27 protein-coding genes are annotated in these 24785 nt (G+C 66.1%); 16 read left to right on the top strand and 11 right to left on the bottom strand.

Going from position 1 to position 24785, the window contains the following annotated elements; translation table 11 throughout:
• Positions 1–6 precede the first annotated feature (6 nt).
• Positions 7–888: an alpha/beta fold hydrolase gene (locus tag U1763_RS06455; RefSeq protein ID WP_332754579.1), complete on the bottom strand. Its 882-nt coding sequence runs from the start codon at positions 886–888 to the stop codon at positions 7–9.
• 37 nt (positions 889–925) lie between these two features.
• Between U1763_RS06455 and U1763_RS06460 the strand changes: the two genes are divergently transcribed.
• From U1763_RS06460 to U1763_RS06490, 7 genes are all read left to right on the top strand, one after another.
• Entirely contained in the window at positions 926–2284 is a 1359-nt protein-coding gene (locus U1763_RS06460) for a protein adenylyltransferase SelO family protein (RefSeq protein ID WP_332754580.1), read from the top strand.
• A gap of 202 nt (positions 2285–2486) precedes the next feature.
• Positions 2487–3899, top strand: a complete 1413-nt coding sequence (gene astD / locus U1763_RS06465; RefSeq protein ID WP_332754581.1) for a succinylglutamate-semialdehyde dehydrogenase — start codon at positions 2487–2489, stop codon at positions 3897–3899.
• A gap of 81 nt (positions 3900–3980) precedes the next feature.
• Positions 3981–4772, top strand: coding sequence for a uroporphyrinogen-III C-methyltransferase (gene cobA / locus U1763_RS06470; RefSeq protein ID WP_332754582.1), 792 nt, complete (start codon positions 3981–3983; stop codon positions 4770–4772).
• Positions 4769–5065, top strand: coding sequence for a DUF2849 domain-containing protein (locus U1763_RS06475; protein ID WP_332754583.1), 297 nt, complete (start codon positions 4769–4771; stop codon positions 5063–5065). Before cobA ends, U1763_RS06475 begins: the two co-directional genes overlap by 4 nt.
• A 1-nt stretch (position 5066) precedes the next feature.
• Complete coding sequence (locus U1763_RS06480) at positions 5067–6698, top strand: nitrite/sulfite reductase (protein ID WP_332754584.1); 1632 nt, start codon at positions 5067–5069, stop codon at positions 6696–6698.
• A 162-nt stretch (positions 6699–6860) separates the two neighbouring features.
• Positions 6861–7289, top strand: a complete 429-nt coding sequence (locus U1763_RS06485) for a DUF934 domain-containing protein (protein WP_277983157.1) — start codon at positions 6861–6863, stop codon at positions 7287–7289.
• A complete protein-coding gene (locus tag U1763_RS06490; RefSeq protein WP_060527031.1) occupies positions 7282–8034 on the top strand; it encodes a phosphoadenylyl-sulfate reductase in 753 nt (250 codons plus the stop codon). Before U1763_RS06485 ends, U1763_RS06490 begins: the two co-directional genes overlap by 8 nt.
• A 163-nt stretch (positions 8035–8197) precedes the next feature.
• Here U1763_RS06490 and U1763_RS06495 read toward each other — a convergent pair whose 3' ends face one another.
• On the bottom strand, positions 8198–9688 hold the full coding sequence (locus tag U1763_RS06495; protein WP_056063049.1) for a replicative DNA helicase: 1491 nt from the start codon (positions 9686–9688) through the stop codon (positions 8198–8200).
• A gap of 99 nt (positions 9689–9787) precedes the next feature.
• Here U1763_RS06495 and U1763_RS06500 point away from each other — a divergent pair, with 99 nt between their 5' ends.
• Genes U1763_RS06500 through cdd form a run of 3 tightly spaced genes read left to right on the top strand, consistent with a single transcriptional unit; the run spans position 9788 to position 11401 of the window.
• Positions 9788–10270 (top strand): UPF0262 family protein, encoded by a 483-nt coding sequence (locus U1763_RS06500; protein WP_132735525.1) that lies wholly within the window; start codon positions 9788–9790, stop codon positions 10268–10270.
• A gap of 7 nt (positions 10271–10277) precedes the next feature.
• Positions 10278–10955 (top strand): glycoside hydrolase family 25 protein, encoded by a 678-nt coding sequence (locus U1763_RS06505; protein ID WP_132735528.1) that lies wholly within the window; start codon positions 10278–10280, stop codon positions 10953–10955.
• Complete coding sequence (gene cdd, locus U1763_RS06510; protein WP_332754585.1) at positions 10952–11401, top strand: cytidine deaminase; 450 nt, start codon at positions 10952–10954, stop codon at positions 11399–11401. Before U1763_RS06505 ends, cdd begins: the two co-directional genes overlap by 4 nt.
• Before the next feature lie 193 nt (positions 11402–11594).
• On the opposite strand, the gene U1763_RS06515 is transcribed toward cdd, so the two are convergent.
• Complete coding sequence (locus tag U1763_RS06515; protein ID WP_332754586.1) at positions 11595–13034, bottom strand: porin; 1440 nt, start codon at positions 13032–13034, stop codon at positions 11595–11597.
• A 248-nt stretch (positions 13035–13282) separates the two neighbouring features.
• Between U1763_RS06515 and dcd the strand changes: the two genes are divergently transcribed.
• Positions 13283–13837: a dCTP deaminase gene (gene dcd, locus U1763_RS06520; protein ID WP_055878967.1), complete on the top strand. Its 555-nt coding sequence runs from the start codon at positions 13283–13285 to the stop codon at positions 13835–13837.
• Between the two features lie 565 nt (positions 13838–14402).
• On the opposite strand, the gene U1763_RS06525 is transcribed toward dcd, so the two are convergent.
• From U1763_RS06525 to U1763_RS06545, 5 genes are all read right to left on the bottom strand, one after another.
• Positions 14403–14762, bottom strand: a complete 360-nt coding sequence (locus U1763_RS06525; RefSeq protein ID WP_132895299.1) for a tetratricopeptide repeat protein — start codon at positions 14760–14762, stop codon at positions 14403–14405.
• A 200-nt stretch (positions 14763–14962) separates the two neighbouring features.
• A complete protein-coding gene (locus U1763_RS06530) occupies positions 14963–15391 on the bottom strand; it encodes an ExbD/TolR family protein (protein WP_165886455.1) in 429 nt (142 codons plus the stop codon).
• A gap of 46 nt (positions 15392–15437) precedes the next feature.
• Positions 15438–15914: an ExbD/TolR family protein gene (locus U1763_RS06535; RefSeq protein ID WP_132735542.1), complete on the bottom strand. Its 477-nt coding sequence runs from the start codon at positions 15912–15914 to the stop codon at positions 15438–15440.
• A gap of 94 nt (positions 15915–16008) precedes the next feature.
• Positions 16009–16800 (bottom strand): MotA/TolQ/ExbB proton channel family protein, encoded by a 792-nt coding sequence (locus U1763_RS06540; protein WP_332754587.1) that lies wholly within the window; start codon positions 16798–16800, stop codon positions 16009–16011.
• A gap of 54 nt (positions 16801–16854) precedes the next feature.
• Entirely contained in the window at positions 16855–17535 is a 681-nt protein-coding gene (locus U1763_RS06545) for an energy transducer TonB (RefSeq protein ID WP_132735548.1), read from the bottom strand.
• A gap of 223 nt (positions 17536–17758) precedes the next feature.
• Between U1763_RS06545 and U1763_RS06550 the strand changes: the two genes are divergently transcribed.
• On the top strand, positions 17759–18655 hold the full coding sequence (locus tag U1763_RS06550; protein ID WP_332754588.1) for a hypothetical protein: 897 nt from the start codon (positions 17759–17761) through the stop codon (positions 18653–18655).
• Positions 18656–18698: 43 nt separating this feature from the next.
• Here the strand turns inward: U1763_RS06550 and U1763_RS06555 are convergent, their stop codons facing one another.
• Both U1763_RS06555 and U1763_RS06560 read right to left on the bottom strand, forming a co-directional pair.
• Complete coding sequence (locus U1763_RS06555) at positions 18699–18980, bottom strand: Rossmann fold domain-containing protein (RefSeq protein WP_332754589.1); 282 nt, start codon at positions 18978–18980, stop codon at positions 18699–18701.
• 4 nt (positions 18981–18984) lie between these two features.
• Positions 18985–19356, bottom strand: coding sequence for a dihydroneopterin aldolase (locus U1763_RS06560; protein WP_132735556.1), 372 nt, complete (start codon positions 19354–19356; stop codon positions 18985–18987).
• 282 nt (positions 19357–19638) lie between these two features.
• Between U1763_RS06560 and U1763_RS06565 the strand changes: the two genes are divergently transcribed.
• The 4 genes from U1763_RS06565 to U1763_RS06580 are packed head-to-tail and all read left to right on the top strand — an operon-like array spanning position 19639 to position 22538.
• The gene (locus tag U1763_RS06565; RefSeq protein ID WP_332754590.1) at positions 19639–20154 is read left to right on the top strand and encodes a GNAT family N-acetyltransferase; all 516 of its coding nucleotides are present in this window, start codon (positions 19639–19641) and stop codon (positions 20152–20154) included.
• A 43-nt stretch (positions 20155–20197) separates the two neighbouring features.
• Positions 20198–20776 carry a DUF1285 domain-containing protein gene (locus tag U1763_RS06570; RefSeq protein WP_132895303.1) on the top strand — a complete coding sequence of 193 codons (579 nt, stop codon included), beginning with the start codon at positions 20198–20200 and terminating at the stop codon, positions 20774–20776.
• On the top strand, positions 20773–21369 hold the full coding sequence (locus tag U1763_RS06575) for a CoA pyrophosphatase (RefSeq protein WP_132735565.1): 597 nt from the start codon (positions 20773–20775) through the stop codon (positions 21367–21369). The genes U1763_RS06570 and U1763_RS06575 overlap by 4 nt, the downstream gene beginning before the upstream one ends.
• Complete coding sequence (locus U1763_RS06580; RefSeq protein WP_443026888.1) at positions 21360–22538, top strand: CCA tRNA nucleotidyltransferase; 1179 nt, start codon at positions 21360–21362, stop codon at positions 22536–22538. Before U1763_RS06575 ends, U1763_RS06580 begins: the two co-directional genes overlap by 10 nt.
• Before the next feature lie 491 nt (positions 22539–23029).
• On the opposite strand, the gene U1763_RS06585 is transcribed toward U1763_RS06580, so the two are convergent.
• Positions 23030–24688: a putative bifunctional diguanylate cyclase/phosphodiesterase gene (locus U1763_RS06585; RefSeq protein WP_332754592.1), complete on the bottom strand. Its 1659-nt coding sequence runs from the start codon at positions 24686–24688 to the stop codon at positions 23030–23032.
• Between the last annotated feature and the right edge of the window lie 97 nt (positions 24689–24785).

Raw genomic sequence — 24785 nt, forward strand, 5'->3', positions numbered from 1 at the left:
CCTCCCCTAAGCGCGGATCGCCGCCCCCTCAAGCGCACGCGCCAGCAACCGGTCGATCGGCTCCTGCAGCATCGTCTCGCTCAGCGTCGGCGCGTGGCCCACGCCCGGCACCGTCACCAGTTCCGCGTGGTCGAGCGATGCCGCCATCCGCTCCGCCGTCGCCGCCGACAACAGGTCCGATCGCCCGCCGCGGACGATCAGCGTCGGCACGTCGCGGAGCGAGGCGAGCGCCTGCCACATGTCCGGCCCCGCCTCGTTACCCGGCACGCGGAACGGCTCGGCGATCTTGAGGTCGTAATCGAGCACGATCCGCCCCGAACTGTTCAGGCGGTACAGCCGCTTCGCCATCGCCAGCCAATCCTCGATCTGCCAATCGGGATAGACGTCGGCGTTATTCTCGGAGACGCAGCGCGCGGCGTGCATCCAGGTCGGGAAGACGCTCGCCTTGCCGACATACCCGCGAATTCGCGACAGCCCCTGCGCATCGATCTCTGGCCCGACGTCGTTCAACAGCGCCGCCATCATCCGGCCGCGCGACGGCCCCGCCATGAGCATCGTGACGATCCCGCCGAGCGACGTCCCGAACGCGATATACCGGTCGATACCGAGTTCGGTCAGCAACGCCTCGACGTCCTGCACGTAGGTCAGCGGCACGTACGACATCGGATCCTTCGCGTACGCACTTTCGCCGCGCCCGCGGAAATCGATCGCGATCAGGCGCCAGCGCCCTGCCAGCCTTGCCGCCAACGCATCGAAATCACGCGCATTCCGCGTGAGGCCCGGCATGCAGAGGATCGGCGGCTGACCTTCCTTGCCCCCTGGATAGTCTCTCGCGTGCAGTCTCAGCCCGTCGTTGGACCACCAATAGAGGTTTTCGTGAGCGGCCATGGTTGCGTCCTTCGGGTAGCGGCCACCATATCGCCGCATGCCTACCCGCCCGCAAGTGTATCGCCCCGAAGCAACGCTCCTCGACCTTGGAGACGGCTTCTTCGATCCCGTCGCACCCGCCGACTTCCCCGAGACCCGGCTGCGGTTCCGCAACGACCGCGCCGCCGCGCAGATCGGCGTCGACACGCTGACCGACGACGAGTGGACGCGCCATTTCGGTCGGTTCGAGCCTTTGCCCGGCACGCTCCCCCAGCCGTTCGCGCTCCGCTATCACGGCCACCAGTTCCGCAACTACAATCCCGATCTCGGCGACGGCCGCGGCTTCACCTTCGCACAGATGCGCGATGATCAAGGCCGGTTGATGGACCTCGGCACCAAGGGCTCGGGCCAGACCCCGTGGAGCCGCGCGGGTGACGGCCGCCTCACGCTCAAGGGCGGTGTCCGCGAGATCCTCGCCACCGAAATGCTCGAGGCGCTGAACGTCCCGAGCTCCCGCACGCTGTCGCTGATCGAGACCGGCGAGCACCTCCACCGCGGCGACGAGCCCAGTCCGACGCGCTCCGCCGTCCTCGTCCGCCTCAACCACAGCCACGTCCGCATCGGCAGCTTCCAGCGCCTCGCCTACGAACGCGACGAAGCCGGCCTTCGCAAACTCGTCGGCTACACGCTCCGCAACCTGTTCGACGAGGACAGCGAGGACCCGGTCCGCCTGCTCGACCTCGTCGTCGGCCGCACCGCGCGCCTATCCGCACGCTACATGGCGGCAGGATTCGTCCACGGCGTGCTCAATTCCGACAACATCAACGTCACCGGCGAGAGCTTCGACTACGGCCCGTGGCGCTTCGCCCCGACCTGGGATCCGGCCTTCACCGCCGCCTATTTCGACCACCAGGGGCTCTACGCGTTCGGCCGCCAGCCCGAGGCGATCCACTGGGACGTGATGCAACTCGCCGTCGCACTCCGCCAGATCGCCGAGAGCGAGCCGCTCGTTGCCGCGCTCGACCAGTTCGGCCCGCGTTACCAACCCGAAGTCACGCAGGCGATCCTCTGGCGGCTCGGCGTCCGCCCGCGCGATCCCGACACCGATCGCGACCTCGTCCAGGCCACCGAGCGCGCATTCCGCACCTCGGGCGTCGGCATCGACCGCTTCTTCTTCGACGCATTCGGCGGGGACCTGCCCGACACCTACGCCGCCGCCTGGACCGAAGTCCGCACCGCGCTCGCGGCCTACGAACCGCGAAAAGCCCGCTCGCACCCCTATTGGTCGGGCGAACCATGCAGCATGCTGATCGACGAGGTAGAAGCGATCTGGGCGCCGATCGCCGAACACGACGACTGGACCGCCCTAAACGCCAAAGTCACCGCAATCCGCACCATGGCCGAAGCGCTCGCCTGACCCGATCCTCCCCCGCCAGGGGGAGGTGGCAGGCACTTGCCTGACGGAGGGGGAGGAAAGGCAAACCATTATTTCTCCGTCCTCCCCCTCCGACACCTTCGGCGCCACCTCCCCCTGGCGGGGGAGGATCGTAAGGCTGCCGTCTCCCAGCGTTTTTCACGACCAGTGGAAACTCGCCGCGAATCAAGGCAAGAGCAGCGCCATGTCCGATGAGATCATCTCCTACGAACCGGCCACCGGCGCGATTCTCTGGCGTCATCCGACCGGCGACGTCGATGCGGAGGTCGCCGCCGCCCGCGCCGGCTGGTCCAGCTGGGCGTCGAAACCGCTCGCCTTCCGGATCGAGACGATGCGCCGCTTCGCCAACATCGTCCGCCAGCGCAACGACGCCTTCACCGACCTGATCGCGCGCGAGACCGGCAAGCCGATCTGGGAAGCGCGCGGCGAAGTCGAGACGGTCATCGCCAAGGTCGACATCTCGGTCAGCGCCTATGCCGATCGCACCGCGCAGCGCCGGCTCGAGGCGACGATGGGGACACGCATCGCCGTCCGTCACAAGCCGCATGGCGTGCTCGCGGTGCTCGGGCCCTACAACTTCCCCGCGCATCTGCCCAACGGCCACATCGTCCCCGCGCTGATCGCCGGCAACGCGGTGGTCTTCAAGCCATCCGAAAAGACCCCCGCCGTCGGCGCGTTCCTGGTCGAATGCTTCCGCGCCGCTGGCGTCCCACCCGAGTGCATCCGTCTCGTCATCGGTGGCCCCGCCGAGGGCAAGGCACTCGCCGCGCATCCCGATATCGACGGGCTGCTGTTCACCGGCTCGGCCCGCACCGGTCTCGCGCTCAACCGCGCGTTCGCCGACAAACCGGAGAAGATCCTCGCGCTCGAGATGGGGGGCAACAACCCGATCGTCGTCTGGGACACGCCCGACCTTCACACCGCGGCGGTGCTGATCATCCAGTCCGCCTTCACCACCGCGGGCCAGCGCTGCACCGCCGCGCGCCGCCTGATCGTCGACACCAGGCTCTACGACCCGCTGATCGCCACGCTCGACAAGATGGTCGGCCGGATCATCGTCGGCGAACCGCACGCGACCCCCTCCCCGTTCATGGGCCCGGTGATCGACAACGAAGCCGCCGACCAGCTCAGCGAGAGCTTCCTCGAACTGCTTACCCGGGGCGGTCGCGCGATCCGTCATCTCGAACGTCCGGTCGCGGACCTGCCGTTCCTGAAACCTGCGCTGATCGACGTCACCGACATCGCCGACCGCCCCGACATCGAACTGTTCGGCCCGATCCTGCAAATCGTCCGCGTCGACGATTTCGACGCCGCGATCACCGAAGCAAACGCCACGCGCTACGGCCTGTCCGCGTCGCTGATCAGCCAGACACCCGCGCTCTACGACCGCTTCTGGGCGAACATCCGCGCCGGCATCGTCAACTGGAACAAGCCAACGAATGGCGCCTCGTCCGGCGCACCGTTCGGCGGCATAGGCTGGTCCGGCAACCACCGCCCCAGCGCCTATTACGCGGCAGATTACTGCGCCTACCCGGTCGTCAGCAGCGAATCCGAAAGTGCGCGTGCATCGATCGGCATCGGTCTCAGCGACGGCTGACCAGCCAAGGAAAGCAATCCTACCCCCCGCCAAAGCATCATTCGGTTGCGGCGCAGCGCGTTGCCGCCCATCTCCCATCGCATGGCAAGTCTCCTAGACCCAACCGCCCGCGGGCGCGTCATCCTCGTTGGGGCGGGCCCGGGCGATCCCGGTCTCCTCACCGTCCGCGCGGTCGAGGCGCTCAAGACCGCCGACGTCGTCGTCCATGACGGGCTGATCGACGCGCGCGTGCTCGACATCGCGCCGCCGGGGGCGCAGCGCATCTCGGTCGCCAAACAGCGCGCGCGCCACACGCTGCCGCAGGAGGCGATCAACGCGCTGATCATCGCGCACGTGAAAACCGGCGCGATCGTCATCCGGCTCAAGGGCGGTGACCCGTTCGTATTCGGCCGCGGCGGCGAGGAAGTCGAAGCCGTCCGCGCCGCCGGGCTCCCGGTCGAAGTAATCCCCGGCGTCTCGGCCGCACTCGGTTGCGCTGCCGAGGCGATGCTCCCGCTCACCCACCGCGATCATTCGAGCGCGGTCAGCTTCGTCGCGGGTCAGTGCAAGGGGCTTAGCGAGCAGAATTGGGCCGGGCTTGCCGGGCAGGGTCGCACGTTGGTGATCTACATGGGCATCGCCACCGCGACCGATATCGCCGACAAGCTGATGGCCGACGGCGTCGCGCCGGACATGCCGGTAGCCGTTCTCGAACGCGGCACGCTCAAGGGTTCACGCGCGATCCGCACGCTTCTCGCCGATCTCGGCGCGATGGTAGCGCGCGAAGCGGTGCAGAGCCCCGCGATCATCGTCGTCGGCGAAGTCGTCGAACTCTCTGATGCAGAAGACAAACTCGCCCGCTGGGCCCGCGTAGCAGAGGCAGCCGCCGCATGAAGATCCTGACTGGAAACGATCTCCCCACCGGCGACGTGGTATGGTGGACCGGCAACGGCTGGTCGCGCCACATCGAGGATGCGGTCGACGTCGGCGTGTCGGGTGAATCGATCCTCCAGGCCGAGGAAGGCGCGCGTCGCGTCAACGTCCCCTACCTGATCGAGGCGACCGCAACCTCAGAAGGCCCCCGCCCCGCCCACATCAAGGATCGCATCCGCGCGCTCGGCCCGACGATGCGGCCCGATCTGACTCTCAAACCCGCCGACCCCAACGCCGGCAGCTGGGTAATCTGACATGTATAAATACGACGAATACGACCAGGCGATCGTCGACCAGCGCGTCGACGAGTTCCGCGATCAGGTCCGCCGCCGCCTCTCGGGTGAGCTGACAGAAGACCAGTTCAAGCCGCTGCGGCTGATGAACGGTCTATACCTTCAGCTGCACGCGTACATGCTGCGCGTCGCGGTGCCGTATGGAACGCTCGACGGACGCCAGATGCGGATGCTCGGGCATATCGCGCGCAAGTATGATCGCGGCTATGGGCACTTCACCACCCGGCAGAACATCCAGTTCAACTGGATCCAGCTCGGCCAGACCCCGGACATCCTCCAGGAGCTGGCAACGGTCGAGATGCACGCCATCCAGACCAGCGGCAACTGCATCCGCAACATCAGTTCCGACCAGTTCGCCGGCGCCGCCGCGGACGAGGTCGCCGACCCGCGCCCCTGGGCCGAGCTGATCCGCCAGTGGTCGACGTTCCACCCCGAATTCACCTACCTCCCGCGCAAGTTCAAGATCTGCGTGATCGCGGCGGACGAGGATCGCGCGGCGATGCGGCTCCACGACATCGGCATCGGATTGCACGTCCGCGACGGCGAACTCGGCGCCAAGATTTACGTCGGCGGCGGCATGGGCCGCACGCCGATGATCAGCCACGAGATTCGCGACTTCGTCCCCGCCGACGATTTGATGAGCTATCTCGAGGCGTGCCTGCGCGTTTACAATCGCTACGGCCGGCGCGACAACATCTACAAGGCGCGGATCAAGATCCTGCTCCACGAGATCGGTCCCGACGAATATCGCCGCCAGGTCGAGGAGGAGTTCGCCGCGGTGAAGGGCCTCGGCCTCGATCCCCCGCGCGCCGAGTTGGAACGCATCACGAGCCACTTCGGCGCGCCCGATTTCGACCCGAGCGCCTCGACCGATATCGACCGCAGCGATCCCGACTTCGCGGTCTGGCTCGACCAGAACGTCAAGGCGCACAAGCAGCCGGGCTACGCGATCGTCAACATCAGCCTGAAGCCGATCGGCGGCATCCCCGGCGACGCGTCGGCGGACCAGATCGACGTGATGGCCGATCTCGGCACGCGCTACAGCTTCGACGAACTGCGCGTCACGCATGCGCAGAACATCGTCCTGCCGCACGTCCGCATCGCCGATCTGCATGCGGTGTGGTCGGCGCTGAACGAGGCGGGGCTCGCCGAAGCCAATCTCGACCTGATCAGCGATATCATCGCCTGCCCCGGTCTCGATTACTGCAGCCTCGCCAACGCGCGCTCGATTCCGCTCGCGCAGAAGATCGCGACCCGCTTCGGCAGCCTCGACCGCCAGCGCGATCTGGGCGAGTTGAAGCTCAAGATCAGCGGCTGCATCAATGCGTGCGGGCACCATCACGCCGGCCACATCGGCATCCTCGGCGTCGACAAGAAGGGCACCGAGAATTACCAGCTCTCGCTCGGAGGGTCGGGCGCAGAGGATGTGAGCCTCGCGAAGATCACCGGCCCCGGTTTCTCCGAAGACGGCGTGGTCGACGCGATCGAACGCGTCACCGACCGGTACCTGCAGGTCCGCGACCCCGGTGAGCGCTTCCTCGATACCTACCGCCGCGTCGGCTTCGAGACGTTCAAGGAGGCGATCTATGGATAACCCGATCGTCACCCCAACGCCTCTGTCCATCACCCAAGCGCTTCTGTCCGTCACCCCAGCGAAAGCTGGGGTATCCGGGGGGAACACGTCCGGCCCGAACCATGAGATCCCAGCTTTCGCTGGGATGACGGGAGTTTGGGCAAGCATGACGGGAGTTTTCGCATGAGCGACACCCTACTCCGCTTCCGCGACGACGAGCCGCATGACGAGCCCGCGGTGACGCTCGATTCGTTCATCGGCCAGAGCAACGCCGCCGCCGTGCGCCTGGAGGCAGGCGACGACGCGCGCGCGCTGTTGCCGCAGATCGACCAGCTTGCGCTGATTGAGGTGAGCTTCCCCGGCTACCGCGACGGGCGCGGCTATTCCTCCGCGCGGATTCTGCGCGAGGCAGGATACACGGGCGAATTGCGCGCGCAGGGCGACGTGCTGGTCGACCAGATCCCGTTGATGCGGCGCTGCGGGTTCGACAGCTTCGCACCCCAGGCGCCGATCGACATCGACGTGCTACGCACCAGCCTCGAGCGCTACGACACGCCGTACCAGAAGGCGGCGGACGGCGCGGTGCCGGTGTGGAAGTTGCGCCATGGGTGAGCCCGCGCGCCAACTCGACATGATCGACGTCACGCCGGCGTTCACGCGCGCCGATGCGATGGCGATGCAGGAGCGATTCGAGGGCGTCTCTGCGCAGGAGATGCTGTTCGAGTTGCTGGTTGGCGAGTTGCGCGGTCGGATCGCGGCGGTGTCGTCGTTCGGCGCGGAGTCGGCGGTGCTGCTGCACATGGTCGCGCAGGTCGATGTCGACGTGCCGGTGGTGTTCACGAACACGCAGAAGATGTTCGGCGAGACCTTGGCGTATCGTGACGAACTGGCGGAGAAACTGGGGTTCACCGACCTGCGCGTGTTCCGGCCTGATCCGCGGTTGCTGGCGATCAAGGACAAGACGGGGTTGCGGTGGTCGTACGATCCCGACGGGTGTTGCGATCTGCGGAAGGTCGAGCCTTTGCGGCGGGCGCTGGCGCCGTTCGATGCTTGGATCTCGGGGCGGAAGGGGTTTCAGTCGGGCACCCGTACCGCTCTCCCCCGCTTCGAAGAGGACGAGGGCCGCCTCAAGATCAACCCGCTGGCGGATTGGGACAAGGCCAAGCTCGACGCCTATTTCGCCGAGCATGAATTACCGCGGCACCCGCTGGAGGCGCAAGGCTATCTCTCGATCGGCTGCGCGCCGTGCACGACCAAGGTAGCCCCCGGCGAAGACCCCCGCGCGGGCCGGTGGCGGAGTTTCGACAAGGTCGAATGCGGCATCCACGCCCCCACCGATTACGACCCGATGATCTGACCGCTTTCCCTCGCCCCTACGGGGAGAGGGAGGGAGGAGCGTAGCGACGGAAGGGAGAGGGGCGTTGGGATCAACCGTCCCGAGCCTCACGCCCCTCTCCCTTCCCACCGCAAGGGCGGCGGGCCCCTTCCCTCTCCCCGCAGGGGCGAGGGAGACGATGGGATCAATACTCCGCGAGATCCGAGAACTTCGTAATCGTCGGATCGAACTTCATCCGGACCTTGCCGGTCGCGCCGTGTCGCTGCTTCGCAATGATCAGTTCCGCCAGGCCGTAGACCCGCTCCATCTCCGCCGCCCACGACGCGTGATCCTCGAAGATCTTCGAGCTATCCCCTTCGGCCGGTCGCTTGGGCTCCTTCGACGCGACGTAGTAATCCTCGCGGTAGACGAACCAGACCATGTCCGCGTCCTGCTCGATCGACCCCGACTCGCGAAGATCCGACAGCATCGGCGTCTTGTCCTCGCGCGATTCCACCGCACGCGAAAGCTGCGACAGCGCCAGCACGGGCACGTTGAGGTCCTTCGCCAGCGTCTTCAGCCCACGCGAAATCTCGGAGATTTCCTGGACGCGATTGCCGTCCTTGCTCTTACCCGAGCCCGACAACAGCTGGAGGTAATCGACCACCACCAGGCCAATCTCGTTGTTGTGCCGACGCTGCAACCGGCGTACGCGCGTATGCAGCGCGCCGATCGAGAGACCGCCGGTGTCGTCGATGAACAGCGGGAGGTTCTCCAACTCGGCAGCGGCAGCCGCCAACTGCGCGAACTCGGTGCGGCTGATCTTACCCATGCGGAGCGATTCGGAACTGATCTGCGACTGCTCGGCGAGAATACGCGTCGCGAGCTGATCCGCGGACATCTCCAGCGAGAAGAACGCGACCTTCGCGCCGACCGAATCCTTCGGCGCGATCCCGTCGGCCATGTCGCGCATCCAGCGCCGCGCGGCGTTGAACGCGATGTTGGTGGCGAGCGAGGTCTTGCCCATGCCCGGACGACCGGCGAGGATCATCAGATCGCTGTGATGCATGCCGCCGATCTTGGCGTTGATCGAATCGATGCCGGTCGTGACGCCCGACAGATTGCCGCCGGAGTTCAACGCGCGCTCGGCCATCTTGACCGCCGCGGTCGTCGCCTGCGCAAACGACTTTACGGTGTTCTCGGAACCACCATCCGCCGCGACCTTGAACAGCTCTTCTTCGGCGAGTTCGATCTGTGCGCGCGGATTGACCTCCTCGGACGTGTCCATCGCGCGATCGACGAGCGTACGGCCGACCGACACGAGCGCGCGCAACATCGCCAGGTCATAGATCTGCTGCGCGAACTGGCGCGCGCCGATCAGTCCCGCGCCGCTACCCGTCAGCCCGGCCAGATACGCCGGTCCGCCAAGCTCGCGCATACCCTCGTCCGCATCGAACATCGGCCGCAGCGTCACTGGCGTCACGAGCATGTCGTTGCCGCGCAGCGTCTTGATCGCCGCGAAGATCCGCCCGTGGACGGGTTCGAAGAAATGCCCCGGTTCGAGCTTGTCCACGAGATCGTCCGCGAGCCGGTTGTCGATCATCATCGCGCCGAGCATCGCGGCCTCGGCCTCGACATTGCGGGGAAGCTGCTGCGGCTCGGCCACGGCGGGAACGGGGAATGCGAGAGTTGCCATCCCCTTCACCTACGCGAAGCATCGGCCCTCGTCCAAGCTGCTCGCGCCGGAATGCTGGGGATAAGTGACAGGCCGAACGCGCCCCGCTATCGAACCGGTATGGCCGACCCGCGGATCATCGACGTGCAACTCGACGAGACTAGTCTCGGCTGGCGCTCGCCCGACGTCGAGCAGGAACGCCGGATCGCGATCTTCGACCTGATCGAGGGCAATCACTTCGCACCCCAGCGCGCCTACCCGGACGGCTATGCCGGCCCTTACAAGATCAAGCTCCAGTCGGAGGAAGGGCGCCTCGGCATCCATATCCACCGCGAGGACGACACGCATCTCGAGACGCTGGTGCTCGCGCTCGGTCGCTTCCGCCGCCCGATCCGCGATTATTTCGCGATCTGCGACAGCTATTATCAGGCGATCCGGCAATCCTCCCCCGCCCAGATCGAGACGGTCGACATGGCCCGCCGCGGCGTCCACAACGAAGCCGCCGAGCTGCTGAAAGAGCGTCTCGACGGCAAGATCGAGGTCGATTTCGACACCGCGCGACGGCTGTTCACGCTGATCTGCGTTCTCCACATCCGCAACTAGAAGACCCATGGCTCACGCACTTCTGAAATTCGCGGCCGCGCTGGCCGCGACCGGCTTCGTCGGTATCTGCGGCTGGACCGCCGCGACCGGCTGGCACCCCGACGTCAAGCACTACCCGCTGCAGGGCATCGACCTCGCCGAAAACCCCGGGCCAGTCGAATGGGGCACGGTGCGCGCGAGCGGTGCCGACTTCGCCTACATCGTCGCGACCTCGGGCACCGACCGCCGCGAGCCGACGTTCGAGGCGAACTGGGCGGCGTTGCCCGACGCCGGCCTGCGCCGCGGTGCGGTCCATGTCTATTCGCTGTGTCAGCGCGCGGACGAGCAGGCGAACGCGTTCAACACCTTCGTGCCGCGGACCTCGGACGCGTTGCCGACCGCGGTCGACATCGCGTTCCACGACGACTGCACCGCGAGGCCGGACCGCGCGACGCTGATCGCCGACATCGCGCAGTTCGTGACGATGGTCGAGACGCACACCAGGCAGCCGGTCATGCTACGGATCAGCAAGGCGGTGGACTCGCAATACACGCTGTCCGACGCCGTCCCGCGGCCGCTATGGGCGGTGGAGAATATCTTCAAGCCCGACTACACCGCGCGACCGTGGCGGATGTGGCGCGCAAGCGATTTTCGTCGCATCGACGGGATCGAGGGACCGGTAAACTGGGACGTGGTAGCATCATGACCGAACACGCAATCCAACTCGTCGCCGCAGCACGTGACGCCGCCCGCAACGCCCACGCACCCTATTCGCGGTTCGCGGTCGGTGCGGCGGTATTGCTGAACGATGGCACCGTCATCACCGGCGCGAATTTCGAGAACGCCAGCTACGGCCTGTCGCTGTGTGCGGAAACAGTCGCGATCGCCACCGCCAGCGCTGCAGGTCGGCTCCGCGATATCGTCGCGATCGGCGTGATCGGCGGCGCGATGGACGCCGAGGGTCGCGCCACCGGCACCTCGCCGGTCAGCCCGTGCGGTCGCTGTCGCCAGGTCATCAACGAAGCCGCACAGATGGGCGGGCGCGACCTGCCCGTCCATTGCGGCGCCGCGGAAGGCGAAGCGATTCGCACCTACACCGTGTCGGAATTGCTGCCGGATGCATTCGGGCCGGCGGACCTAGGTATCAGCTGAAGCCTTGTCACCCGGACAGGTTCGGTACCCCTTCAAACACATACAAGTCGGCGATCGTACGGCGCCCTTGTTCTCCTGCGAAGGCGGGAGCCCAGTCTGAATCCCCGCCTTCGCGAGGAAACAAAGCTTCCTTGTTCGAAAGGGATAGCCACCGACTGGTTCCGAGCTCAGCCGCGCCAGCTCGAACCTCGCCTCAATAATTCCACTGCAACTGCGTGCGGATCAGATTGCCGTCCGCCCTCCCTGTGCGCCGCTCGTCCGCCTCGCGTCGCTCCATCCGTGCATAGGCGATCGTCAGCTCGATCGGCGGGGTCGGCTGAAATTCGATCCCGAGCTCGAACTCGTCGGTCTCGAGTCGCGGCGCGTTGGCCAGCGCCTTCCACCCGCCGCGGTAATATTGCCAGCGCGCATACGGCATGAACGGGCCGAGCGGCGATGTCTTCACTCGCCCCATCGTCTGGATATAACCGCCGTTCAGCCGCTTGGTCGTGATCGACTGCGACGTCGCATCATATTCGGGGCCCCGTCCCCAGTTCCATTCCGCCTGGAACCCGATCGGCTGCGGATACAGGATCGCGTGGACGCCGAACCGTTCGTCGGCGAACGCCGTATCGCTGACTCCGCCGCTCCGCAGTTCGGGCTGCACGCGGTTGCGGATCGCCGCTACGCCCGTTTCCAGCACCTGCCCCGCGAACGCGCTGCCGAAGCCGTCGAGCGCGAACGGCCATGTCGCCATCGCCACGGTCATCACGCCGTCGTTGGTTTCCGCGCGGCTGATGCCCTGTCCGTTATAGACGCCCACCCCGAACGCACCGTAGTTGCCGAACAGCTTCTGGCCGTCGTCCTCGAGCCGGTCCCAAATCCGCTGCACCTGCGGTGGCGTATAGAAGGCGACGATGCCGAGGTCGCGCTCGCCGGGCACCGCACTGTTGATCCCATCGCTCCGATCGAGCGTCAGGCGGTTCGACGAGGACTGCATGTTTTCCCAGCCGAACGGCACCTTCGACTGGCCGAAGCGAAGCCGCACCGTGCGATCCGCATCGAGGAAGGTATCGACATACGCATCGCGGAGCTGCGCAAAGCCCTCACGACGCTCGCCCCCCGACTGGTTGCTGACGTTGACCGCGAAATCGGGCTGAAAATAGAACGACACCCAGTCGGTCAGATCGCCTTGCAGGACGAGGCGGACGCGACGCAGCGAGAAATTGCTGTTGTCGCCGATCGCGCCGTCATGGACCGATCGCAGCCGCGACTGGCCATCGGGCGCGGTACGATCGCCCGACAGAATTTCGTTGAACCGCATCTGCGTGTAGCCGCGCAGCTTGATGCGATCATACCACGCTTGCTTGCTCGCCGTCGGTGCAGCGGCAAGCTGCGGTGCCGGGCGAGGCTGTGCTTGTGGTACGGCTACAGGCGGCGGCGCGGCGTTAGCCAGGTCGGTCTCGGGCGCGGTGGTCGGCCGCATGGGGCTGGCCAGGCTTGTCGTCGGCGCTTGAGCGGCCTTGAGTTCGGCGATCGTTGCCTTCAATTCGTCGATCTGACGTTGCAGGTCCTGCACCGTCTGCGCGGACGCCGGGTTGGGTAGCGTAAGCGTTGCGGCGATCGCGATCAGCAACCGGGACGAAAGGTACAAGGAGCGCCGCCCAGTACCGATTGCCGCGCCATCGGGCGCGTGCACGACGCTCGCCGATACGCCGGAGGATGGCACACAACGCACTGGGGTTCGCGATGCCTGATTCATGACAATTCCATGACGCCCCCATGACGATCCGGAAGATCGCGAGCAATGTCATTTTCGCGGCAAAATCGCGCAGGGGTGGCGCACGTGCCCTTGCCGCGGCCCGCTATCCAAGCGAAAGCGCACGGCGAAGAGGAGCTACCATGTCCGTGATGTCCGACCGCTGGATCCGCGAGCGTGCGCTGGGCGACGCGATGATCGAGCCATTCCATGAGGCACAGCGTCGCGATGGCTGCATCTCGTACGGGCTGTCGTCCTATGGCTATGACGCGCGCGTTGCCGACGAATTCAAGATCTTCACCAATGTCGACAGCGCGATCGTCGACCCGAAGGACTTTGCCGCGAACAGCTTCGTCGACCGCAAGACCGATGTCTGCATCATCCCGCCGAACAGCTTCGCGCTTGCCCGCACCGTCGAATATTTTCGCGTGCCGCGCGACGTGCTGGTGATCTGCCTTGGCAAGTCGACCTATGCGCGCTGCGGGATCATCGTCAACGTGACCCCGCTCGAGCCCGAATGGGAGGGTCATGTGACGCTGGAGTTCTCCAACACCACGCCCTTGCCCGCGAAGATCTATGCGAACGAAGGCGCGTGCCAGTTCCTGTTCCTCAAGGGGAACGAGCCGTGCGAGGTGAGCTATGCCGACCGTGCGGGGAAATATATGGGACAACGCGGGGTGACGCTGCCACGACTTTAGGGTTTGGCGGGAGGCGAGTGAGGCTGCGACGAGTTGAAACGTTGCCGTCGCTCGGGAGGGCAGAGTGCCTGAGCCCCCCCAACACGCGTCCGCGTTACCTAAGGCGCTGCGTCAAACACCTGAATGGCTGTCGTGGACGCATCCGCCTCACACACGCCCACCCCGGCGAAGGCCGGGGCCCAGGTGGAAAGGCCTCAATAACGAAGCGCGCCGATCTTTGGCAACGTTCCCAAACTGGGCCCCGGCCTTCGCCGGGGTGGTGCCGGTGGGATCGTACCGGCATGACCAGATCGGGCCTTCCAGCCGCCCTGCCGGAACTGACCGCAGACCGCACAGACGTCTTTGCTTCCACGACCTGCCCTGACCAACGAAGCGAAAACGTCCTAGAGTCGCCCCAGGCATAACAGCGTATAGTTGCAGGCCGCATCGATGCACGACCCGATGCCGACTCCGCGCCCCTGACACACCAGCCAACCCTGTGTGCCAGAGACGGGGGACCAGACTGGGCTTTCGCGGGCGAACAAGGGAGGGCGCGCCCTTCCCGATCACTGCCGCAACCAAAGCGTCAGCGAGTCGCGATCTGCTGCGTCTGCTGGCCAAGCGCGCGGCTCGCAATGTCGTGCGACGACAGCACCGCACCCGATGGCAAATCCATCGCGACCGCGGGCCGCGCCAGCACCGCGGCATACAGCGCGCGTGCTTCCGACTCGCGGCCGGTCCGATGATAGACCGAGGCCAGATTCAACATCAGCTCGGGACGCTGCGGGAAAATCTTCCGCTCGGCGACGATGCGCTGTTCCGCTGTCGAGAGATCACCCGCCGCGATCGCCGTGTAGCCGGTGCGATCGACGGTCGCGGACGGCGCCGCCAGCGCCGGCGTCACTGCGCCGAGGGTTGCGAGAACGAACAGGACGGTCTTGCGCATCGCTCATCTCCATGGACCTTCGCCGATCCGAAGGTTTCATTTTTATGACAACGGTGTGTCACTTCGATGACTGTCATACAAGTACATTGATCAAGTCCTGCAAGAGCCCCGCAGATGCCCCCGCACATCCTCCCTCGCACAACGAAAAAGGGCGGCCCCGGAGGACCGCCCTTTGAAGTTCGATAGGTACGCGAGTCGACTTAGAAGTCGTTGCGATACTGCTCGTTGCCGATGAAGCCGAGCTTGGTGATCGACGACCGCTTGATAACGGCCAGCGTGCGATCGACCACTTCATACTTCGACTGCGGATCGGGCTGGAAGTGGAGTTCGGGCTCGGGCGTCATGCCAGCGGACTGATCCAGATACTGGCGCAGCGTGACTTCGTCGACCGGCGAACCGTTCCACGCGACGACACCGGCGGGATCGATTGTGATCTTGTTCTTCTGCGGATCGACCGGGTTCTGCGGCTGGTTCTTGCTGTTGACCGGAAGGTCGACCTTCACGGCGTGCGTCTGAATGGGGATCGTGATGATGAACATGATGAGGAGAACGAGCAGGACGTCGATCAACGGCGTCATGTTCATTTCCATCATCGGCGCGCCATCTTCTTTGCCGCCGCTCATTGCCATCTTATACTACTCCTAAATACGTCCGAGCAACCTTCAGCGTTCGGCATCAACGTTCGGTGGTGCCGCCTGGAGGCGGTTCGGAGATGAAGCCGACGCGGGCGAACCCGGCCTGCTGCATCGTGTAGATCGTCGCACCGATGCAGCGATACGGTGCGTTCACGTCGCCGCGGATGTGCGCCTCGGGCAATTCGAGACCAGCCGCGTTGACACCGCCCTGACGTGCGATCTCCGCCTTCAGCTTGTCGACGGCGCGCTGCAACAGCTCTTCGTGCGTGACCGGCGAAAGACCCCAGTACACCTGGCACTGGTTATTGGCCGACGTCACCGACAGCGAGACGTTCTCAGGCTTGGTCATCGTCGGATCGAACCGAACATCCGGCAGCTTCAGCTGCACTGCCTGGACCGCGACGGTCGTCGTCACCAGGAAGATGATCAGGAGCACGAGCATGACGTCGACCAGCGGCGTCGTATTGATGTCCGATATCGAACTCTCGGTGGAATCGCCACCAACACTCATCGCCATGTGCGAACTATCCTATCCATATAATCGCCACCGGAACCGCCGGCGGCAATGAAGCGGGGCCGCTGCGGACAGCAGGCCCCGCCTTTTGCACGTCTTAGTTGGCGCGCGGTACGCCACCGGTCTGGCCGGCGGTCGTGGTCGTCGTAACAGGCTTCGTGACGGGCTTTGCAGCACTGGCGATCGACGGGCGGACGGCACCGTTCGAAGCAAGGAAGCCCAGCACGTCGTTCGAGAAGGCCGACAGGTCCTCTGCGATCGACTTGTTGCGACGCTGCAGCCAGTTGTACGACAGAACGGCAGGAACCGCGACGACCAGACCGAGGGCGGTCATGATCAGGGCTTCACCGACCGGCCCCGCGACCTTGTCGATCGATGCCTGACCCGATGCGCCGATCTTAACGAGTGCGCGGTAGATGCCGATAACCGTACCGAACAGACCGATGAACGGCGAAACCGAACCGACCGTCGCGAGGAAGGCGAGACCGCCACCCAGCTTCGAGTTGATCGCGGCTTCCGAACGCGCCAGCGAACCGTGCAGCCAGTCATGCGCCTCGACCGGATCGGTCAGCTTCGAATGCTGCTCCTGAGCGGCCAGGCCGTCGTCGACGATCTGCTTGTAGGCCGAGTTCTTCTCGAGCTTGGCCGAACCTTCGCGAAGGCTGTTCGACGACCAGAACGCCTGACGGACGCGCTTGCCCTGACCGATGATCTTCTGCTGCTCGAACAGCTTCGAGAACAGGATGTAGAACGAGACGACCGACATCAGCACGAGGATGCCGAACACGGTCTGCGAGATCAGACCGCCTTCGCGGAGTGCGGCTTGCAGGCCGTACGGGTTGGCGTCGGCTGCGGCGGGCGCTGCCGCTGCAAGAATGGTGGTGATCATGATCGGTTTAGTCCTCTGACTGAATTTTATCTGGTGCGGTTAGGGTAGGTGGGATCAATCCTCTGGAAGGACCCACCGGACGTTCAACTGGTACGACGAGGCGATCGGATTGCCGTTCTCGTCCTTGGCCGGGGTGAAGCGCACCCTTGCCTTGGAGATGCGGCACGTCGCGTCGTCGAGCGTCGTGTTGCCGCTGCCCGACGACACCGTACAGCCGGTCACGCGACCATCCGTACCGATCGTCAGCTTCGCGGACACGCGACCCTGCGCACCCTCACGCTGTGCCGATGGCGGATAGTTATCCGCACCGAAATACTGCGCCGGATTACCCTTCAGACCGGCAGCCTGCGACACCCTGGGCGCTGGCGGCGCTGCTGGCGGTGCCGGCGGCGCGGGAGGCGCTGGCGGAGCCGTCGGCTGGCTAAGCGGGATGATGTTCGACGTCTGCATGGCAGGCGCGGGCTGAGGCGTGACAACCACCGGCGGCGGCGTGACGACCGTAGTCGGCGGCGGCGGCAGGTTTGGCTGGTCAGGCGGCGGCGGCGGGGGCTCGTCGGGCGGAGGCGGCGGCGGCGGCGGCTCCACGTCGAACGTCGTCATCTTTTCTTGGGCCTTTTTCACGTACTGGTACGCGAGGCCCGTGACGAAAGCGTAGCCCAAGGCCGCATGAATCAGCGCGACGATCACGATCGCGACGATTTTGCCTCCGGACATCTTCTGGTCAGTATAGGCCATTCAGAAACGACACTCCCTTAATCTGCCTGCTCCGTACGCATGGTTCGTACTGAATACGCGACGCATACGTCTGCCGTTGGCCGGAATAACCACGGGGCAGTCGCCAAGTCCTATCGCCACGTCATGCGACACGCAAACGCTTTGTCAGACGCAACAAACGTACAATCGCAAGATGGCAGAATTATTTCTGTATCGTTCAGGCACGGTCGCGTAGCTTGCGGGCATGAATCCACTGTTTCCCGTTACGGCTTCGGCCCTCTCACTGGCGCTCGTCGCGCTCCCCGTCCGCGCCGCGCAAGCGCCCGTAGCACCGCAGGTTTCCGCCAGTAACGACGCCGTTTCGGGTGCTGCGATGCAACGGGATCCTGCCGGCGGCATCGGGTATGCCGACATCGCCGATCTCGTTTTGTCCGCGCCGATCATTGCCGATGCAACGGTGCGATCGACAAGTAAGATAAAAGCGGCCGAAGCGCCCAATCTGGCTCCGGGGCTTGTCCGACTATATGTCGAGGTGGACGTCACCGCGCTGGTTCGGGGGGCGGACGGGTTGCCGCCACGAATCGGATATCTGCTTGACGTCATGCCCGATTCGGCGGGCCGCGTGCCCAAGTTCAAGAAGGCGCGCGTGCTGATCTTCGCCCGACCGGTGGCGGGGGCGGTCAACCAGGTCCAGCTGGTCGCGCCCGACGCGCAACTCGATTGGACGCCCGCGTCGGATGCGCGCGCACGACGGATCGCCAAAGACGCGTTGGCGAGCGATGCACCGCCGGTCATCACCGGGGTTGGCAATGCCTTCCACGTCGCCGGCGCGCTGCCCGGCGAGGGCGAGACACAGATTTTCCTGACAACCGCGGATCAGCGTCCGGTGTCGCTCTCGATCCTGCGGCGCCCCGGCGAGCAGCCACGCTGGGCCGTTGCACTGAGCGAGATCGTCGACGAGTCGGCTGCCCCCCCCGCGCCCGAGACTCTGCTGTGGTACCGGATGGCATGCGCGTTGCCGCCGACCCTGCCCGAGCGGAGCACCACGTCGCTCGAAGCCGCCGATGCGACGATCGCGCGCGAGGACTATGCGTTCGTGCTGGCCGCGCTCGGCCCATGCGGTCGCACGCGGAAGATCTAGACGCCCCCATGATCCTCCCCGCACCGGGGAGGATCATTCTGGATCAGCGCCGGCGGATCTCGATCACTTGCCCGGTGGTGGACCGTGCCGCTTCGAGAAAAGCGACCGCGGCATCCATATCGGCGGGCTCGGCCCCCGCGGTCTGCACCACCGCATTGACCCGAGTCGCAGGCGCGAGCTCGATCGCCAGCGGTCCGATCGCCGCCCGCGCCTGCGCCATCGCCAGCACGTCCAGCGTCGCGGCAATCGCCACGACTCGCGAGTCGCCAATCGCCCCCCGCACCAACGCGGCGACATCGTCGCCCGGCTCCAGCGTCAGCCGCATGGCGTCAGCGGCGATGGCGGACGAGCGTCACGCCGATCGCCTCGTCCGCCTCGGCGATCGCCAGCTTCACGATCTTCACCTGCACGCGCAGCACCCGCGCATCCTGCAGGAACAGCGTCTCGCAAATGTGATCCGCAACACCCTCGATCAGCGTGAAGTGCACGCCGACCGGCAGCGCGGTGGTCGCCGCGTTCTTGAGATCGAGGTAATTCTTCGAGGCGGACAACGGCGTGTCCGGGTCGAACCGCTTGGGGCACACCATATCCACGGTGAGCGAAATCCGCAGCGGCTGCGGCAGGTGAGTCTCCTCCGAATAGATGCCGGTCAGGACCTGCACTTCGAGATCGTGGACTTCGAGTTGAAGACTGTCTTCCATCGCCGCGCCTCTAGCAGACGCACGCCGAGATGAAAGTCGGCTCTTCGAAGCGTCGTGCGGAGGCCGATCCACCAATCGTCCCCCGTCAGGGGGAGGTGGCGCCGGAGGCGTCGGAGGGCGAGGCGGCGATAACCGGTTGGTACCTGCCCTCCCCCTCCGTCCGGCCAGGCGTGATCGCCGACGGCCGGTTATCCTTGCGTTCAGCCTCGCCAAGGCTAAAGCGCGCTGCCCCACCGACCAGGTGCCGTCCATGCTCGGACGCACTAGGGGCAGGAGATGCCGGTGATCACTCTCGTCCCCCTCGACAGCATCGACTCGACCGCGGTCGAGTTCCTGCTCGACCGCGCGTTCGGGCCCGATCGGTTCGCGCGCACCGCCTACACGATCCGCGGTGCCGGCAAGGCGATCGCCGCGCTCAGCTTCGCTGCGATCGAGGACGGCGTGCTGGTCGGCTCGATCCAGTGCTGGCCGATCGCGCTGGTCGACGATACCCGCCAGATCCCGCTCGTCATGGTCGGCCCGGTCGCGGTCGAGCCGACGCATCAGGGCGACGGCATCGGCCGGCAGTTGATGGCGCGCGCGCTCGACGCCGCCGCGGCGACCGGCTTCGACGATGCGCTGATGCTGATCGGCGATCCCGACTATTACGGCCGCTTCTTCGGCTTCACCGCCGAGCGTACCGCACGCTGGGACGCACCCGGTCCAGTCGAACGTCACCGCCTGCTCGCGCGCGGCGATGCGGTGCCGGACGGCAGCGGGATGCTTGGTCCCCGCGTGCCGGTCACCGCATCTGCATAAGGCGCCGCTTTACCTCGGCCCCCTGCCCGCCTAGTCCGCCGCCATGCCCATGGATCCCATTCCCGATATCGCCTCGCTCAGCCTCGCCGAGATCGCCAAGCTCGTCGAAGAGGCCAAATTGCCGCCGGTCGAGAAATGGAACCCGACGCACTGCGGCGACAGCGAGATGCGGATCGCGCGTGACGGCACCTGGTATCATCAGGGCTCGCCGATCGGGCGTCCGGCGATGGTCCGGCTGTTCTCGACGATCCTGCGTCGTGAGGCCGATGGCAGCCACGTCCTCGTCACCCCGGTCGAAAAGCTCGATATCGAGGTCGAGGACGCGCCGTTCATCGCGGTCGAAATGAAGGCGGAGGGCAGCGGTCGGGACTCGAAGCTCGCCTTCCGGCTCAACACCGGCGACCTCGTCACCGCAGGCCCCGAGCATCCGTTGCGCTTCGTCGAGGATACAGCCGATGGCGATGGCGGCCCGCGACCCTACCTCGCCGTCCGCGGTGGGATGGAGGCGCTGGTGGTCCGCTCGGTCTATTACGACCTCGCCGAGCGCGCGATCGCCGATGGGGAAACGCCCGCCGGTCTGTGGAGCGATGGCGCGTTCTTTCCGCTGGAGCCCGCCGCATGAGCCTGACGGAACGGTTGGCGGCGGCACTGGCCAAGGGCGCCGGATCGCACATGATCCTGCTCACCGGCGACCAGCATGACGGCGATCTCACCGCCGCCGACACGCTGCTCCCCGCGGCGGTGCTGATCGCGGTCACCGATCGCGCCGATCCCGGCGTGATCCTGACGCAGCGCACCGACACGATGAGCCGCCATCCCGGCCAGATCGCATTCCCCGGCGGCCGGATCGATCCCGGCGAGGACGTCGTCACCGCCGCGCTGCGCGAGGCGGAGGAGGAAATCGCACTCCCCCGCGACAGGGTGCAGGTGATCGGCGAGGCCGACAGCTACCGCACCGTCACCGGCTTCCAGGTAACGCCCGTCATCGGCATCATCCCGCCGGACCTGATCTTCACGCCGAGCGAGGCGGAGGTCGCCAGCGTCTTCGAAGTCCCGCTCGCGTTTCTCCTCGACGAGGCGAACCATGTCGAGGCGACGCTCGAATGGCAGGGCCATGACCGGCATTATTACGAGATCATGTGGAACGAGCGCCGCATCTGGGGTGCGACCGCGGCGATGATCGTCAACCTCGCCCGCCGCCTGAGGTGGTCTTGATCCTCCCGTCCGCGCCGTGGCGCGACCGTGACGGCCTTGCAGCACTGACCAAGGTTCTGGGTGCGGCAGAGGGCGAGTCGCGCTTCGTCGGCGGCGCCGTGCGCGATACGCTGCTCGGGATCGACGTCGCCGATGTCGACATCGCCACCCGCCTGCCCCCGCAGGAGGTGATCGAGCGTCTCCAGGACGCGCGGATCAAGGCGGTCCCGACCGGACTCGCGCACGGTACGATCACCGCGGTCACCGCCGCCGGGCCGGTCGAGGTGACGACGCTGCGCCGCGACGTCTCGACCGACGGTCGCCACGCGATCATAGCCTATACCGACGACTGGCGCGAAGACGCGGCGCGGCGCGACTTCACGATGAACGCGCTCTACGCCGATCCCGCGACCGGCGAGATCTTCGATTATTTCGGCGGGCTCGACGATCTCGCGGCACGACGCGTGCGCTTCATCGGCGACCCGTTGCAGCGGATCGCCGAGGATCACCTCCGCATCCTCCGCTTCTTCCGGTTCCACGCGCGCTTCGGCACCATGATCGACAAAGCCGGGCTCGACGCCTGCACCGCGCGCGCCAACGACCTGATGGCGCTCTCCCGCGAACGGATCGCGAGCGAAGTGCTCAAACTGCTGGTCGCCGCCAATGCGGTGCCGGTCGTCGCGCTGATGGTAGAGCGCGGCATTTTCCGCGCCGTCCTCCCCGAGATCGACGCCGCCGGAGCCGAACGTCTCGCCCTCCTAGCCGACCGCGAAGCCGCGGCCGGGATCGCCCCCGACCCGATCCGCCGCCTCGCCATGACGATCGCGCCCGCTGCAGCCGAATCCGTCGGCGCGCGGCTGAAGCTATCGAACACCGACCGCAAACGCCTGATCGCCGCCACCGCCGGGCCCGGCGAGGAGGGCCCCCAGGCGCTCGCCTATCGCGCAGGCACGGCCGGCGCGATCGATCGGCTACTGATCGCGGGCGACGACGTGGCCACGATCAAGGACTGGACACCACCCGCATTCCCGTTCTCGGGCGGTGCCCTGGTCGAACGCGGCCTGCGCAAGGGTCCGGATGTCGCGGCGATGCTGCGCAGGGTCGAGACACAGTGGATCGTCGAAGGCTTCCCCGACGCGGCACGGGTCGCCGTGATCGCCGACGAAATGGTGGCAGCGGCGCTGAACTAGCGCGGCAGACCTGCCGGATCCGCAATCCTCCCCCTGGCGGGGGAGGATCGTGGGGGTGTGGACCAAGTATTCCACCCGCTTCACCGCAGCGCCCCGCCCGTCCCCTCAGTTCTGCCCATCCCGTCAGACCCCCACGCCGCCGGACTCGCCCGCCTCGTCGGACTCGCCCGACCCGTGGGACTCGCCTGCCCCTTCGGACTCGCCCGCCCCTCGACCGTCACCCCAGCGAAAGCTGGGGTATCCCGGTTGGCGCGTGCTGGACGCTCCACGAGGAGATCCCAGCTTTCGCTGGGATGACGGGCGCGGTTGGGATGTCCGGCTGTCGAGACGGTGGACTGTCGGGACGGCAGGTGTTGCTCGGACGGTGAGCTGTAGGGACGACGGTAGCCGTTGAAGCGACGGTAGCGGTTGGACTAGAGCGCGCCACGGGCATGACAGTGGCAGCTGCGTTGGCGGCGCTCAGAACAAAGCCGATCGATGCGCGCCCCCGCCTACGGCGCAATCATCGCAAACGCCGCATCCGCCTCGAGCGGCTTCGCATAGAAATATCCCTGCCCAAACGTGCACCCCAGCGCCGCCAGGGTCTGCGCGAGTTCGTTGGTCTCGATCCCCTCGGCGGTCGTCTTCATCCCGAGCGCCTGCGCAAGACTCAGGATCGCGCGGACGATCGATACCTTGTCGCGGTCCGCGAGCATCCCCGTCACGAAGCTCCGGTCGATCTTCAACACGTCGATCGGCAATTTCTGGAGATACGCCAGGTTCGAATAGCCGGTCCCGAAATCGTCCATCGCCAGCGTCGTACCGAGCGCCTTCAGCGCATGCATCGTCCCCGCGATCCGGTCGGGATCGGACACGATCGCGCTTTCCGTCAGTTCCAGCGTGAACCGGTCACCGGTCAGGCCGGTCGAGTCCAACGCAGCGCTCAGGACCGGAGCAATGTCGTCGCGCTGCAGCTGGATTGCGGACAGGTTGACCGCGACCTTGACGCCGCAATGACCCCCGAAGCGTTCGTCCCAGCGCGCCAAGGTCTGCGCCGCCTCGTCGATCGCCCAGCGTCCGAGCGGAACGATCAACCCCGATTCCTCGGCCACCGGGATGAAATCCGTCGGACAATGCACGTGGCCGTCTCGATCGGTCCAGCGCGCCAGCGCCTCGAACGATACGATCCGCCCGGTCGCGAGATCGCAGATCGGTTGATACGCCAGCCGCAACTCGCGGTTCGCGATGGCACGCCGCAGCGCGGTCTCCATGCTGAACTGCGCGCGTGCGATCGCAAGGTCCTGCGGCAGGTAACTTTCGGCGCGGCCGCTGGCCTTGGCGCGCTTCACGGCGAACTGCGCGTGGCGGATCAGTTCCGCGACGTCCTCGGCTTCGTCGGCGCCATAGGCGATCCCGACCGAGCATTCGACGCTGATCTCGTAATCGGTCAGGCGGAACGGTGCCGTCAGCGTGCGCTGGATCCGCTCGGCCAGCGCATGGGCCTCGCCACGATTGCCGTCGAGCGCCATCAGGATGCCAAACTGGTCGCCGCCGATCCGTGCCAGCGTATCGCCTGCGCGGAGCGCGCCCTTGATCCGCCGCGCCACGGTGATCAGCAATTCGTCGCCCGCCAGCGAACCGAGGCACGAATTCAACCGCCCGAACCGGTCGATATCGATCGCCAGGACGGCGTTGGCGCTACGATCCTCGCCCCCCTCGATCAGGTCCTCGAACCCTTCGCGGTTGGGCAGCCCGGTCAGGCTGTCGGTGGTCATTTCGCGCCGGAGGCTGCGCTCGGTCTGAACCTGCGACGTCTGGTCGACGAAGCTGATCGTACAGCGGTCGCGGAATGCGGCGAACGAACGGGCGATCGTCACGCGGTAATAGCGACAGTCGATCGCGTCGCCGAGCACCCATTCGAAATCCGTCCGGATCAGCTGGGATTCGAGGAAGGCGACGATACGCGGCGCAAGGTCGACGATCATCGGCGACCGTTCCGCCACGACACCGAGGCCCGCGAGCCGGTACGCACGATTCATTGCGAACAGCTCGAACTGGCCTCCGGTCAGCACGAGATGCGCCGCGGGAATGGGGATAAGTTCAAGCGCCCGTGCGACCAGGTCGGTCGCAACAATGTTCTGCGCTATCGCTTCCGGGGCCATCGATGCCATGCCCCTGCCTAGCCGACCTTCGTTAAGACGTCCTGAAGGAACCGAATAGACCGGTTATCTGTCAGTTTTAGCCAATCGCACGATTTTACAGCGCGCT

The sequence above is a fragment of the Sphingomonas sorbitolis genome (assembly GCF_036663875.1).
Lineage (GTDB): Bacteria > Pseudomonadota > Alphaproteobacteria > Sphingomonadales > Sphingomonadaceae > Sphingomonas.